Below are 15,352 nucleotides of genomic sequence, written 5' to 3'. Positions count from 1 at the left end.
TTTTTTATGTAACGTTTGCAAGAAAATGATAGCTTAAAATAAAAGATAAAGCCGAGACAACTATACCTATCATAAATACCGTATATGTTAATCTTAACAACCTATATTTCCGTTCTAACACCAAACCTAAAAAATATAGATCTTTGGTTAGGGAATTGTATAAGGTGTCTTCGTTTTGCATTAAATAGTCGATACCCCACTCGAAATCTTTCAAATTCATTTTATAAAAGTTACCGAAGAATAAAATGTTAGTCGAATTGCTTTTAATCATCTCTCTAGTCACAGTAACATTAGACACATTAGGCCGTGTAGACAACACAGAAAGCACGATAGATGATACGCTAAAAATAAGAAGGACCAAGGTTGGGTATACTAAAAATCCGTTAGAAGCATTGTCCAACTTAGGCACCAATCCCGATAAAGCTACCGAAATTATTATGGCATTTACAGACAATAGAATATTAGCCTTGGTATCTGCAATAGCACTTAATTCTATATGACTTTTCATTGTAACTCGAAACATAGTTTCTACGCCTCTTCCTGTTTTTTTATTCTTGGATTTTTTAGATTTTTTGGTTTTAATTTTTTTAATTTTTTGCTGAAGATTATAAAAATTCATCTCTTTTTTTGGTTGCAGTTTAACCTGACCAAAATTGGTATAAAACTTATGATTAGAAATAAATTCTTTATTCTGAATAAGCCAGTCTAATTCGGAAATAGGTTGTTCGTTTTTATATTTAAGTTCTTGACGTAAACGCTCCGTACTCTCGAAAAAATTATCGGAAGCCACATGCGCACAATCGGCATCTTTCATGATTTTTTCAAGAAGCGTTTTAGGAACAACATCTGCTTTAGTAACCAAAATTAATCGTTCAATCTTAGCTATTTCTTCTTTAGACCATCCAGCATGCTCTAAAAATTGGCTCGCTATTTTTACACTTTCCTCTTCGTGCCCTACATCTGTATTTACATATCCCGTGTCATGAAACCACGCCGCCAATTGCAGTACTGTAATCTCTTCTTCTGTACAACCTTCTTTTTTAGCAAATTGCGTAACAGCGTCTAGAACACTTTTAGTATGATCTATATTATGGTAGAAATTTTTAGGCGAAAGTTGACTTTCTAATAAGTGACTAACAAAAGTTTCCGTTTCTTGTAGCAGTGTATTCATCATAATTTAAAGATAATAATTCTTAATCCAACTCCTGTTAATTATCAGTGTGAATCGTATTTACATTTAAGCCTATTGTACTACTAAGTGGCCTTTTTAGCCTGTTCCTTTCAGTAAAATTAGAAAATCTATCAACAAAAAAAGAGCTTAATTAACTAAATACTATTGCATTTAGCCATTAAGCTCCTTTACTAACACTTAAATTTTTAATTACAAACGACTTAACAGTTCGGCTTTTTTAGCCTCAAACTCATTTTCTGTTAAGATGCCTTTACTTTTAAGACCCGCAAGTTTTTCTATTTTACCAAAAATATCTTCTTCCAATCCTTGTTGTGTATTTGTTACCTCTTGACTAGGCTCTACCGCCATTGGTTCTTGCACAAATTGGGGTTGCGATTGAATCGGATTATTGTTATTGTTATTATTATGTACCTCTTGAGGCTTATTCTGGGCATGTCCGTTACCCGAAACAATTGGCAAAGAATCTAAATTAACCGTACCATACTGACTCGTAAAAGTAACTGAATAATTACCGCCTTGTTGCTGTCCCACACCACCAATATTATGATCTAAGGTATCGAAAACGGTTACAGTTCCGTTCTGCTGAATCGCTAAACGATGAATGTTAGAAAAAATAGCATAACTCATACCATTCTGGCTTCCTGTAGAATTTGGCGAACCTAAATCTCCCCACCAATTACCAGAATTGGATTGAAAACCATTCTGGTTCTGCATTTTAGGTAATGGCTTATATTGAATAGCACCTTGATTAATTAAATTTGACAAGTCCATACAAATTCCGTCTACTAAGGCTTTAAGATTGTTATTAAACATATCGCCTACCATCGTCATTCCTCCTTGCATCCACTGACCTCCACCACCTAATTCGGGGATGTTAAACTGCGCCATTGTTCCATTACTTAACATTAATGCGTGCGTTAAATCGGTAACTGCATTACTGCTAATTCCATAACGATTTGCAACGTTAACCATATTCTGAAAACTAGCATCTGTGAATATTGCGTTCATAATTGTATCTCTTTCTTTTAGTTAAATATATTTATCTAACAAATTTTCGGCAAAGATAATACTAAGTCTTGTCAATAGTCTGTTTTTAAGTAGAAGTTTTCATAAATCAGACAAAAAAACAACACTTAACCCCTTGATTAAATAATATTTATATAAATTTTACATGACGTTAACACATTCTACACCTTGTTTATTTACAAGGACCTTATATTTGATTTGAATATGTCACAATTATGTTTTTCCGTTTTTATGCGCTGTAGCGTTAAAATCTCCAAGTTTAACGATGTGAGCATTTCAATACTCTTGTAATATTTTTATATTTGAATGTATTACATCTGTTTTCTAAATTTATTAAAACAACAACATTACATCTAACACTTACTTAAAATGAAAATAGCTTTCTTTTCTGATATACATGCTAATTTACCTGCTTTAGAATCCTTTTTTAAAGATGTCGATTCAGAACAGGTAGATGCCATTTATTGTCTAGGCGATTTAGTTGGTTACAATGTTTGGCCTAACGAAGTCGTAAATGCGATTAGAAAACGATGTATTCCTACCATTATGGGAAATCACGACGAAGCGCTTCTAAAGCCTATAAATAAAGAAGACCTCACCTCGAACAAGGGATTAACAAGAACTATGATTTCTAAAGAAAATAGAGCTTATCTTATTAATCTTCCTAGACATTTAAAGGTCTCTTTTGTAATAAAGAACATGCCGTTTAATATATTAATGACACATGGTAGCATGAAAGCCATTAACGATTATATGGTGATAGATTATCCGGAGCAAGACGTGTTAAAAATGATGCAAATAGAACACGCAGATGTTTTGTTATGTGGCCATACTCATAAACCTTTTCATCGTGTAATTCAGGACGAGAACCGATTTAAACATGTGGTAAATATTGGATCTGTAGGAAAACCAAAAGATGGTGATCCTAGAATTTGTTATGCTATTCTAGAACTCGACCAGGACACAGCTCCTTCTAATCCCGATGCTATTAAGGTCACATTTAAAAGAGCCCCATATGATATTGAAAAAGCGGCAACAGCAATCGAAGCTAGCGCTTTTGATTACAAATTTGCTGAAGCTCTACGGCAAGCGAAGTAATTTTTAAAATGAACTATAAATACAACAAAGAAAATGCAGAATAAAACCTCTTATTTAATTATTAGATTAGCCATTGGAATAAGTATGTTTGGTCACGGATTAGTGCGTTTACCCAAATTAGAAACGTTTAGTCAAGGTATGCTTAAAAGTTTCGAAAACTCTATGCTTCCAGAAATAATCACACTACCTTTTAGCTATGTGTTACCTATTTTAGAATTTACTTTTGGATTGTTTATAACCATTGGTCTATTTACAAAACAATCGGCAATTGTATTATCAGGAGTTCTAGTTTCACTTATTTTTGGATCGACTCTTATTGAAAGTTGGGGCGCTATAACTGCACAATTAATTCATGTCGCATTCTTTGCCTATCTCATACATAACATACATGATAACTCCTTTGCAGCAGACCGTCTAATCCGAGAAAACAAAGACACCAACTAAAGCGGTATTATTAAGTTATATCTATCAGATTACGTTTTAAAAGTTGAATTTTTGAATGATCTCAATTTGAATCATAAAAAATTCAACTTTTCTTTTTGTCCGTATTTAATGCCTTCACTATCCGTTTTATAGCAATCAGACCAAGTATGCCGCCTAGAGCAGACACAATACAATTAAGCACGAAAAATGTGGGATGAAACATGCCATGTTCCATAATAGACCAAGGATCGAAACCTAATCTACCAAAAGTTTTAATTAGAAAAATACTCCCAAAAACACCAATTAAGGTATTTCCTGTAAATCCAAATGAATAGCTACGTTTTAAAGCTCCGAATACATTTGCAGCGATTATGCCTATAAAAATACTAATTAATGATATTAACGTACCTGTCATGTTATGCTCATTTACAGTTAATGCTCTCCATACCCAACATCGTCCATTTTCCCACTAAACACTTTATATTGTATGTACATGTACACGGCCACTAAAACGGCAGCAAGAGCAAACCAATACACTCCAACATTTAAACCATACTCATCTGCAGCAACACTATACAAGGTTAAATCTGGGTTTACTGTATTTGTTGAAGGCAATACTTTCGGAAAAATAGAGGCTACGGTAGATGTTAATCCGCCGAACAAAAACAGCGAAGAACACAAAAACCCTGCGCCATGTTTTTTATACGTTTTTACTTTAAATAATCCGAAAAGCCCCGTTAACATTATAATCGGGAAGATCCATAATAGCGGTTTATCTATAAAATTATGAAACGGATTAGGTTCGATAACATGCCAAATCGCAATAGAGACAATAACGAGTCCCACAAGTACAAAGTTTAGAATAAACACTACCTGCTTTAGCTTTTCATTTAAATCGGAATTGGTTTTAAAAATTATCCAGTTGGCCCCATGGATTGCTAGCGTCACGACACTAATAATACCTAATAATAATGTGAACCAATCGATGACTCCTAATTCTACTGCATGCGGACTAAACGATGGATTCCACAGCGGCAAAAAGAAATAATGCGCTTCGTGAGTAGATACGCCATCTACAACATGACCTAAATTTACACCTCTAACCACGTTCCCCAAAGCCACGCCAAAGAAGAGTGCTAATAATAAACTCGAAATCCCAAAAGCTTTATCCCAGATAGCTTCCCACATGGTGTTTTTAACTTGTCCTCTTAATTCTAATCCTATCGCTCTAAAAATTAAAAGCCATAAAATCATCATTAAGGGCAAATAAAACCCGCTAAATGCCGAAGCATATAATGTAGGAAATGCAAAAAACAATACACCTCCCGAGGCAATTAACCATACTTCGTTAGCATCCCAAAACGGACCGATAGCATTAGTAATAGCTTTTTTATCTTTTTCTGTTTTAGCAAAAAACAAATGAATTATACCTGCTCCAAAATCGTAACCATCTAAAATTACATAGCCCGCTAACATTGTCATTAATACGATATACCAAAATAATTCCATAATTAGTGTTGATTTAGTTGTGGTCCTTTATTAATAATTTTCCCTGCTAACATTAAAAACAGTAGTCCTAGAAGAAGGTATAAACCTATAAAACCAAGTAATGTAAATAAGGTATTTCCAGAAGATACGGTAGGCGATGCACCATCTGCAGTTTTTAGTAAATTATACACCAACCACGGCTGTCTTCCTAATTCTGCAGTATACCAACCTGTAGTGTTAGCGATATATGGAAACGGCAACATAAACATGATGGCCCATAAAATCCACTTGGTATGGTATAATTTTTTTCTGAATAATTGTACCGCTGCCAGCAACATTAATCCAATAAAAATGGTTCCTAATCCCACCATAATATGATAGGCATAATACAGGCCTGGAATATTTGTAGGATAAACTGACGGATCGAAATGATCTAGTCCTTTTATTTCGGCATTCCAATCTTGATAGGTTAAGAAGCTTAATACATTTGGAACAGCTATTTTATTATCTAATTTTTTCTCTAGCATGTTTGGCTGTCCAATCAGTACAATTTCAGATCCGCCTTCTTCGCTTTTAAAAATCCCTTCCATAGCCGCAAAAGTTACGGGTTGGTGTTCGGCTACATTTTTAGCTATCAAATCGCCTGTTGGAAATGCCACTAAAAGACTTGAAATTAGACCAAAAATCACACCCGTTTTTACAAATAATTTTCCGAATTCATGATGCTTATTATTTAAAAGATAAAATGCTCCAATTCCGGCAACTACAAAAGAAGATGTTACCATAGAACCCGCCTGATTATGCAAATAAGAAGGCAACAACCAAGGGTTAGAAAATAATGCTCCGAAATTAGTTAAGACAAATTTTCCGTTTTCTAAAATCTCGTATCCTACTGGATATTGCATCCAAGAATGGGTAGCAATAATTAAATAGCCACTAGCCCAGGAACCTAAAAACACCAGAAAACCAGTAAGGAAATGGAGTTTATGACCAAGACGTTTTTCTCCAAACAAAAATAGTCCCAAAAAGGACGATTCTAAAAAGAAGGAAAACATCCCTTCCATAGCTAAAGTCTGACCAATTATACCACCGGTAAGTTCTGAAAATTTCGCCCAATTAGTTCCAAATTGAAATTCCATCGGGATTCCTGTAACTACTCCCATGGCAAAATTTAAAGCGAAAATCTTCATCCAAAATTTTGAAGCATCATTATAAGTCTCAATTTTAGTGCGAAGAAATTTCCACTTAAAATAAACAATCAATAAAGACAACCCCATAGTGAGTTGTGGAAACAAATAATGAAAAGTAATAGTAAACGCAAATTGCATCCTATCGTAAAAGAGCATGTCTTCCATATAACGTCATTTAGACCTTAAAAATACGAAGCTAATTCTTAACGTTGAGTAACATTAATTACAAAATATAAATATTATAGAATTCTTTAAATTTTAACGTTTTAGACCTTCAATTGGCAGTACAATTTAACTTCCTTTTAAAATTATTATAGCCTCTAAATACAAGGCATAATAACAAAAAAAGCTGTCGCAGTTGTCCATAGTAAACAGATGGATTTACAGCGACAGCTTTTAGCAGTATAGTCTTTACCTTTTCTTGTTAAGAAACAATTAAAGTGCAATTTTTAATAATTTAAAAACCGACTAAGTTATGAGATTAAAGCATGGATTTTATGTCGTTTGCCCAAGACGGATAAGTAAAAATCATGTTTTTTACGGCTTCGGTAGTCAGTTTTAAATTTATGGCCATGGCAAATAAATTAATGGTTTCGGCCGCATACGGACCTAACATATGAGCGCCTACAATTTCGTTTGTACGCTCGTTAATTAATATTTTATAACCGTAAGCTTTTTCGTTACTACGCTTAACATTAAACCAATCGGAGACAAATTCATGTTTTACAATAACATTATTATATCGTTTTTTAGCTTCATCTTCAGACAGTCCTACGGAAGCTAAATTTGGCAACGTAAATACTGTAGACGGCACATTCGGGACGTTAATTTCTGTTTTATTACCATGAATAATATTTTCTGCAACTATTTTTGCTTCTATGCCAGAAAGTGGTGTTAATGGCACACTATGGTCGGAAACATCGCCACAAGCATACACCTTATCATTGGTGAGGTTTTGTAAATACTTATTAACCTCAACGCCTTTTTTAGAATACGTAACTCCCCCTTTATCCAAAGACAATTCTGCTATGGCAGGAACTCTTCCAGCAGTATTAAACACCATGCGTGCTTTTATCGATTCGTTTTTTCCTTTATGTTTATAATGTACACGGCAATTTTTATTAAGCTTTTCTATACTTGAAATATCAGCATTAAAAATAAATCGTATGCCTAATTTTTCGGAAACAGATATAAGTTCGGATACCAGATCTGAATCGAATGCATTTAATGCGCTCGGACCTTGCTCTATAAGCGTTACCTGACAACCGTAGCGTGTAGCCATGTGAGCAAACTCTAAACCTACATATCCAGCACCGATAAAGATCATGTGCTTCGGAAGTTTAGATAATTTAAGAAAATCGTCACTTGTTTTAAGCAATTGAGCACCTTCCATAGTTAATATTCGAGGAATTTGTCCTGTTGCAATAACTATGTTTTTCGCGGTTATGGTCTTCCCTTCTACAGAAAGCGTATGCTTATCTAAGAACTTAGGCGACTGATGATACAAAACCACACCTAATTCCTTTAATTGATTTTCGGTACCAGCTGGTATTTTGTCTGTAAATGTCTTTTTAAATTTCTGATTTGCCTCCCAATTTAATTCAGGTAAGGACGCGATTCCTTTTTGGCTTAAGTTATCGGCAAGGTCGAAGACCTCTGTAGGTCCTAATATAATTTTTTTAGGATCGCAACCCCTATTTGCACAAGTCCCACCAAATTCACGATTATCTGCGATAGCAACGCTTAAACCCGCGCTCGCGCAAGTTCTAGCGACATAGCGACCTGCAACTCCGCTACCAATTACAAAAACATCATATTCTTTATATTCCATTATTTAAAATTAGAGGTTAAGGGTGCAATACATTAACTGGTATGCTTAAAAAATTGACCGGATTCATTACTACAATTCCTACTTAAAAATCTAACCGCAAACGGACGTATTAGAGCTAAATCCAAATTTTAATTCAATTTAAAACTTTAACACCAAACACAAAGTTAAATACCTGATTTTCATACGATATATGAATTTTTATAATTAAATTTATGAGTAAATAATTCACAAATTCATGTAAAACTAAATATTATGAGAGATTTTAATCCCAAACACCCCGCCTCCTTTAGCTCTTCTTCGTTAAAATCTTCTCTGCAATCTCCTTTTAAAGATGGCACCAAAGTGAATGAAATATATGACAAGCTTAAAAAAGGAAAATTGGATTTGCTAATACCTAAACGTTTAGGAGAAGCTATAAATTCTAGTCACACAAAATATCTACTTCCTGCTCAAAAACACATTACCCTTTCTTTGGAGCATTGTAGACCTATTATTGAAAAACAAAAAAAAGAATTGAGCCCTAGAGAGAATACAGATTCTAGGCCCGACATTTTAACCATGCATAAAATAAAGGTGCCTGCAGGTTATACGCCTAAAAAAGTAATTTTAAAATACCATATATATACAGATGCCGAGGAATCTGCCCGAATTAATTTTAAAGTGGGTAAACTTTCTAAACATATAAAGCCTTTGGCAGATGCTATTAAAACAAAACTAAATGATACAAATCACATCCTTTTTGAAGGTAATTTAGAGTTTAATTTAGAAGATGATACACAAGACGCGAAACTTTCGTCTACATTTTTAAACGAAGATAACGAGATTCCTTTTTCTTTATATGTACATGAATCTACACATCACACCTTTCATGTTGCAATAGAATGTGATCTCGAGAAAACAACACTTAAAAGCTGGCCAGTAAATACGTATCGCAAGCTTAAAGATGATTATAAAATACAACGGGATGAGTACGAAAAAAAATTCCGTGAGCAACAGCAACAAAATGAGCACTCTTTATTAGACTGGCTTTAAAACAGTAAATAGTTTCTACGAATAGAAACAGCAGAAAACATATTTAGTCCCTATCTATAAAATACAAATAGGACCAATTGGTATGGCTAGAGTTCGATATTGAATCTGCAAAACAAACAGCAAAAAAGTCTGTGCGACCAGGTTATCTGCAAGCAGTAGACAAGAGACACTGGACTTACTAAATATATGCGCTTAACATCATACTTAGCATGAATAAAGAATTTGCACTTCCCAGAATCTGTTTTAAAAGATAATTTCCGACTTCAAAATAGTAGTTATTAAGAAATCGGAAACTGTTTTTTTTTTGCTTTAAAATGTATTAGGCAAAAGCACTATATCCTGTTATAGCTCTTCCAACTATTAATGTATTTATTTCCTTGGTGCCTTCGTAAGAATATATGGCTTCGGCATCTGCAACAAAACGAGCCACGTCGTATTCTAGCAATATACCATTGCCACCCATAACTTCACGAGCGCGACTTACCACATCTCTGGTTCGCATAGAACAAAATACTTTTGCTAGAGACGCTTGTTCGTCGGTTAATAAGCCTTGGTCTTGCAATTCTGATAAGCGATATACCATAGCTTTCATTGCTGTTAAGTTTGCTAACATTTCTACTAAATGATTTTGAATCAGCTGAAATTTCGCAATAGGCTTTCCAAATTGCTCACGTTTTTTAGTATACTTTAACGCACTCTCGTAAGCACCTCGACCACAACCTAAAGCCTGCCAAGCCACTCCTGCCCGCGTCATACGTAAAACTTTAGCTGTATCTCTAAACGAATTGGCTTTTTGTAATCTATCCGACTCTGGGATTTTACAATCTGTAATTGTAATTAAGGCATTTTGAACCGTTCTTAATGCCATTTTATCTTCAATTTTTTCGGCTTTATACCCCGGATTTCCTTTTCTTACTAAAAAACCTTTAACTTGGTTACTATCAATATCTCTTGCCCAAATTATAATAACATCGGCAAACGTTGCATTCCCAATCCATTTTTTTTGTCCGTTTAAGATCCACTCATCTCCAACCTTTTTACAAGTGGTTTCCATACCTCCAGCGACACCACTTCCTACATTAGGTTCTGTTAGGCCGAAAGCCCCAATTGCTTTCATTTCTTGCATTTTTGGTAACCATTCTTCTTTTTGCGCATCACTTCCGCACAGATAAATAGATCCCATGGCCAAACCACTATGAACTCCGAAGAATGTAGAAATAGACACATCTACACGAGCAATTTCTTCTGCAATAACGCCTTCCATAACGAAAGATAAATTAGGACAACCATACCCTTCGTAAGCCACACCGCTAATATTAAGTTTGGCTAATTTTGGTATAATTTCCATCGGAAACTCTGCGCGTTTCCAATACTCGTTTGCAATTGGCTCTACTTCCGTTTCCATAAAGTTCCGAACTTTCATCTGGATGGCTCGTTCTTCAAAAGTGAGTTTTAAATCATATTCATAAAAATCACCATCGATAGGCGGTAATTTATGTTGCCCTTTTTTAGCTTTTTCTGTAAGCAGTTTAGTCAACCCTTTTAACTGATCGTCATTTAATTCGCCTACAGATTTCATGATTTTTGGTAAATCTATCTTTTCTGAAATCTGACTCAGTTCTTTAAAGTCGACTTGCTTCATTAAATGCGTAATGTGTTTTATTTTTTTAAACCACTCCATACTATTTCTTTTTAATTAGTTTGTTTGTATGTGCTCTGGTAAGCAACCTTATACAAACTATTAAATTACTAAAAAGAGATTACACTTACTAGAACTTTAATTTTATATTAAGACGTGTTTAAAAGCAGAAGCTCGATCTACTAAAACTATTAATCTCCTCTAGGGTCGGGAATAACAGACAATTTCCTACTCCAAATAATATCTATACTACAAAAATCGAAATCGGATGTCACTTTGCCATAACACGCATATACACCTATTCCGTGAACCGGATATTGATTAACAACTTTGGTAAAATGTACCGTATCGAAATAATGTCCATCCTGATCTGTAAACGTACAAAACCGAATACGCTTCCCTTGCGAGGTGTTATGAAATCGCGTATTCACCAAAACGCCATACAATAAGACAGTCTGGTTAACATGCTTATTCATGTCTTTTGCTTTAATATGAGGTTGTAAGCTTTCATTTATTAATTTAAAATAAGGACATAATGGAAAGCCTAACAATTCCATTTGGTCGTAAGCATCTTCTACAAACGAGGTATTTAAACTCGGCAAATTAAAACGTTTTTGAGCCGGTTTAAACAATTTAGATTGTATCGATTTTGATTTGTTCGCTTGACACTTAAAAATAGCTTGCCACAACAATTCCGTTTTAGGTTGTCCTGTAAACCGAAAAGCATCTATTCGAATTAAAATAGTTAGTTGCTCTATACTAATGATAACACGATCGATAAAATCGTCTAAAGATTGAAATTCGCCATTAAACTGACGCTCTGTAAGCAGGCGTTTTATAACAAGATGCTCTAAACTTCTAAGATACCCGAATCCTAAATAAATGGTAGTCCCATTAATAACATTAGGATGATCGCTTTTATTAATACACGGAGGTTGCACATTTGCCCCACACATTTTAGCCTCGTGTATATAATGTTCTGCACTGTAAAATCCGCCACCATTATTTAATACCGCCACCATAAACTCTAACGGGTAATAGCATTTTAAATACAAACTCTGATAACTCTCGACGGCATACGATGCAGAGTGTCCTTTTGCAAACGCATAACCCGCAAAACTTTTAATCTGATTCCAAACCTCTAACGTTAAAGCATCCGGATAACCGCGTGCTTTACAATTGGCAATAAATTTTTCTTCTACAGCCACAAATTCTGTTCGCGAACGAAACTTCCCACTCATTCCACGACGCAAGACATCGGCTTCCCCTAAAGTTAAACCTGCAAACTGATTAGCAACCTTAAGTACATCTTCCTGATAGACCATTATCCCATACGTTTCGGGCATAATCTCTAATAGCTTCGCATTCCCTTCTCGCCTTGTTTCTGGTTTTCGTTGGCGTCTTATAAACTCCGTTTTCATACCCGACCCAGACACACCGGGTCTAATTATAGAACTCGCGGCTACAAGTCCGATATAATCTTGCGTTTGTAATTTCTGCATCAAGCCACGCATGGCAGGAGACTCGACATAATACGCCCCTATTGCTTTCCCGCTTTTAAGAAGTGCATTAATTTTCGGGTCTCTTTTAAAATGTTCTACCTGAGTGATATCTATGGGTGGCGTTTCGGGTCTGTTATATGCAATAATCTCGATGGCTTCCTTAATTTTTGCCAAACCCCGTTGCCCTAAAATATCGAATTTAAAAATGCCTGTATCTTCAGCAATAATCATATCGAATTGTACCGTTGGAAATCCTTTTGGCGGTAAATCGGTTGCCGAATAATAATGAATAGGCTGTTCTAAAATTAGAATACCGCAAGAATGCACACTTAAATGATTAGGAAACCCTTCTATAAGCGCACCGTATTTTAGTACCAAAGCAGCCATTTCGTCGCTCTCCAACGCATGACTTTTTTCTCCTGCCAGTTTATCTATTTCTTCTTTTGGTAAGCCAAATACTTTTCCTAATTCTCGCACTACAGCACGATATTTAAACGTATTATAGGTTGCTAATAAGGCGACATTTTTAAATCGTTTAAAAATATATTGCGTGATATCTTCTCGGTCTTTCCACGAAAAATCGATGTCGAAATCTGGTGGCGATGCCCTAAAAGGGTTAATAAAACGTTCGAAATATAAATCTAGATCGATGGGATCTACATCGGTAATTCCAATAATATAAGCCACAATACTATTCGCTCCACTTCCCCGACCGACGTGAATATAGCCCTGACTTTTTGAATAGGTTATAATGTCGTAATTAATTAAAAAGTACGATACAAAGTCTAGCTCTCGGATGGTTTTTAATTCTATTCGAAGGCGTTCTTTCACTTTTTCGGAAATATGACTATAGCGTTTTGAAATATGATCTTTACAAAGTTGCTCTAAATACTGATAGTCCGCATCTTTAGACGCTAAGTACGTTTGCTGATTTTGAGATATACGATGTGCTCCAAAATTGAATTGAATCTCACATTGCGCTAATAATTTCTTGGTGTTTTCAATGATAAAAGGGAATTGTTGAAAAGCATCCTCGAGCACCTTTACCGAAAGCATTTTATCCTGTTCTCTACATTCTTCCGTTTTCTGAAGTTTACTGAGTAGCGTATTATTATCAATCGCTCGCAACAATCTATGCGCATTAAAATCACGTTTATTGCGCACCGTTACTTGTTGCTGAATGACTAATTTATCTTTGAAATCTATATATTTTGAAAATGGTAATTTCCGAAGTTCTTCAACAGAAACGCCAATAAATTCATTGGTTTTAAATGTTGTTTTATTTTGTTCTAAGACCGCTTCAAACGGATAAATAATAAATGCGTTTTTAAATGCTAAAGCTTCATTTGGTATGGCTTTCTTGGAGTGACTATAATCCGACAAATAACTATTCAGTTCTAAAAAACCCGCATTATTCTTAGCAATTCCAACAAATTGTTGATGCGCTCCATTTCTAAAATCAATCCCAACAATGGGTTTAATATTAAATGCTGAAGCCTTTCTAATAAAATTAAGACAAGCAGAGGTGTTATTTATATCGGTTAATGCCAAATACTCCACACCATGCTCTTTTGCTAAAGCAAGCAATTCTACTTCGGAAAACGTTCCGAATCTTAATGAATAATAGGTATGACAATTTAAATACATTACTGTTTTCTATGTGCTAAAATTACAGGTGGCTCGCCGTTAAAAGGGTTATCGAATCGGCCTATGGTTTTGGCTCCCATAGACGATGCTTTCTGCACACTAAGTTCTCCAAAACGATTGCGAATCTTGTCCATCGCGTTATAAAGATTTAGCATCTGTTCGGTATCATCAAATAAATTAATCTGATAATTCCCTGTAACCAGATGACTCAGTTTAACACCAACCAACCGGATTAACAAGCGTCTTTGATATAAGGTTTCAAAAAGCTCTAAAACCTTAGGAATTATAACATGATCTGCACTAGAATATGGAATCTTAATTTGCTTAGAGTAAGTATTAAAATCTGAATATCGAATCTTCACACTTATGCACGCCGAGAGTTTATTTCCACGTCTTAACTGATAAGCCAAACTTTCGGCCATAGCAAAAATGGTGGTTCTTAACATTACCATATCTATGGTGTCTTTTGTAAACGTGCGTTCTATAGAAATGGATTTACGCTCGTGAAACGGAATGAGTGGCGGATTATCGATGCCCAAAGCACGTTTCCAAATGGTTCTACCATTAGCACCTAATACACTGGTTAGCATTTCGACAGGCATATTCTGAATGACGCTAATTTTATCGATGCCTAAATTGCGTAAGGTCTGATAGGTTTTATCGCCTACCGATGGAATTTTCCGAATAGACAAAGGTGCTAAAAACGATTTTTCGTAACCGTGATCAATTTGTAATTGATTGTTAGGCTTTGCTTCTCCTGTTGCGACTTTAGATACAATTTTATTAGCCGACAAACCGAACGAAATCGGTAATCCAGATTCTTTTATAATCTTAGCTCGTAATTCCGATGCATATTTATAGCACCCAAAAAAGGTATCCATACCTGTTAAATCGGCATAAAACTCGTCGATACTAGCTTTTTCAAAAATGGGTACCTGCTCCTTAATAATATCGGTAACCTGATGTGAATATTTAGAATAAATAGATGCATTGCCACGAATTACCACAGCTTCAGGACATAGGCGCCGTGCTACTTTCATAGACATGCCCGAATGTACACCAAACCGACGTGTCTCGTAACTACACGCTGCGACTACACCACGATCTCCCGTTCCACCAACAAGTAATGGACGTTTCTGTAAACGACTGTCTATTAATCGTTCGCAAGACACAAAAAAGGTATCTAAATCTAGATGTAGTATATTTTTATTCATACCACAAAATTAGTTACATTTGCAATCAAGTATTGCTTGTATTTGTAGCAATCTAAAATTTTAACGTCTA

12 protein-coding genes are annotated in these 15,352 nt (G+C 35.1%); 3 read left to right on the top strand and 9 right to left on the bottom strand.

Features of this window, described 5'->3' with window-relative positions:
• Window positions 1–4: 4 nt before the first annotated feature.
• Window positions 5–1,174: a Pycsar system effector family protein gene (locus AC0UBM_RS16210; protein WP_434036626.1), complete on the bottom strand. Its 1,170-nt coding sequence runs from the start codon at window positions 1,172–1,174 to the stop codon at window positions 5–7.
• Window positions 1,175–1,381: 207 nt separating this feature from the next.
• A complete protein-coding gene (locus AC0UBM_RS16205) occupies window positions 1,382–2,200 on the bottom strand; it encodes an SHOCT domain-containing protein (protein WP_475689334.1) in 819 nt (272 codons plus the stop codon).
• 387 nt (window positions 2,201–2,587) lie between these two features.
• On the opposite strand from AC0UBM_RS16205, the gene AC0UBM_RS16200 reads away from it, so the two are divergent.
• Together AC0UBM_RS16200 and AC0UBM_RS16195 are read left to right on the top strand one after the other, a co-directional pair.
• Window positions 2,588–3,316, top strand: a complete 729-nt coding sequence (locus AC0UBM_RS16200; protein WP_475689333.1) for a metallophosphoesterase family protein — start codon at window positions 2,588–2,590, stop codon at window positions 3,314–3,316.
• A gap of 33 nt (window positions 3,317–3,349) precedes the next feature.
• Window positions 3,350–3,760, top strand: coding sequence for a DoxX family protein (locus tag AC0UBM_RS16195; protein ID WP_475689332.1), 411 nt, complete (start codon window positions 3,350–3,352; stop codon window positions 3,758–3,760).
• A gap of 82 nt (window positions 3,761–3,842) precedes the next feature.
• Here AC0UBM_RS16195 and AC0UBM_RS16190 read toward each other — a convergent pair whose 3' ends face one another.
• The 4 genes from AC0UBM_RS16190 to AC0UBM_RS16175 all read right to left on the bottom strand — a co-directional run bounded on the left by AC0UBM_RS16190 (window position 3,843) and on the right by AC0UBM_RS16175 (window position 8,248).
• Window positions 3,843–4,154 (bottom strand): hypothetical protein, encoded by a 312-nt coding sequence (locus AC0UBM_RS16190; protein ID WP_475689331.1) that lies wholly within the window; start codon window positions 4,152–4,154, stop codon window positions 3,843–3,845.
• A 17-nt stretch (window positions 4,155–4,171) separates the two neighbouring features.
• Entirely contained in the window at window positions 4,172–5,248 is a 1,077-nt protein-coding gene (gene cydB / locus AC0UBM_RS16185) for a cytochrome d ubiquinol oxidase subunit II (protein ID WP_475689330.1), read from the bottom strand.
• Window positions 5,249–5,250: 2 nt separating this feature from the next.
• Window positions 5,251–6,582: a cytochrome ubiquinol oxidase subunit I gene (locus tag AC0UBM_RS16180; protein ID WP_414035470.1), complete on the bottom strand. Its 1,332-nt coding sequence runs from the start codon at window positions 6,580–6,582 to the stop codon at window positions 5,251–5,253.
• A 316-nt stretch (window positions 6,583–6,898) separates the two neighbouring features.
• Window positions 6,899–8,248, bottom strand: a complete 1,350-nt coding sequence (locus tag AC0UBM_RS16175) for a dihydrolipoyl dehydrogenase family protein (RefSeq protein WP_475689329.1) — start codon at window positions 8,246–8,248, stop codon at window positions 6,899–6,901.
• Window positions 8,249–8,500: 252 nt separating this feature from the next.
• Between AC0UBM_RS16175 and AC0UBM_RS16170 the strand changes: the two genes are divergently transcribed.
• Complete coding sequence (locus AC0UBM_RS16170; protein WP_475689328.1) at window positions 8,501–9,280, top strand: hypothetical protein; 780 nt, start codon at window positions 8,501–8,503, stop codon at window positions 9,278–9,280.
• 319 nt (window positions 9,281–9,599) lie between these two features.
• Here the strand turns inward: AC0UBM_RS16170 and AC0UBM_RS16165 are convergent, their stop codons facing one another.
• The 3 genes from AC0UBM_RS16165 to AC0UBM_RS16155 form a co-directional block, all read right to left on the bottom strand.
• Window positions 9,600–10,961: an acyl-CoA dehydrogenase family protein gene (locus AC0UBM_RS16165; protein WP_475689327.1), complete on the bottom strand. Its 1,362-nt coding sequence runs from the start codon at window positions 10,959–10,961 to the stop codon at window positions 9,600–9,602.
• Window positions 10,962–11,110: 149 nt separating this feature from the next.
• Complete coding sequence (locus AC0UBM_RS16160; protein ID WP_475689326.1) at window positions 11,111–14,068, bottom strand: DNA polymerase III subunit alpha; 2,958 nt, start codon at window positions 14,066–14,068, stop codon at window positions 11,111–11,113.
• Entirely contained in the window at window positions 14,068–15,282 is a 1,215-nt protein-coding gene (locus AC0UBM_RS16155; protein WP_414035465.1) for a DNA polymerase Y family protein, read from the bottom strand. The genes AC0UBM_RS16160 and AC0UBM_RS16155 overlap by 1 nt, the downstream gene beginning before the upstream one ends.
• Window positions 15,283–15,352 lie beyond the last annotated feature (70 nt).

The sequence above is a fragment of the Formosa sp. F44 genome, assembly GCF_056238645.1.
The sequence above is the reverse complement of the archived record's forward strand: the minus strand, read 5'-3'. Positions and strand labels throughout refer to the sequence as shown.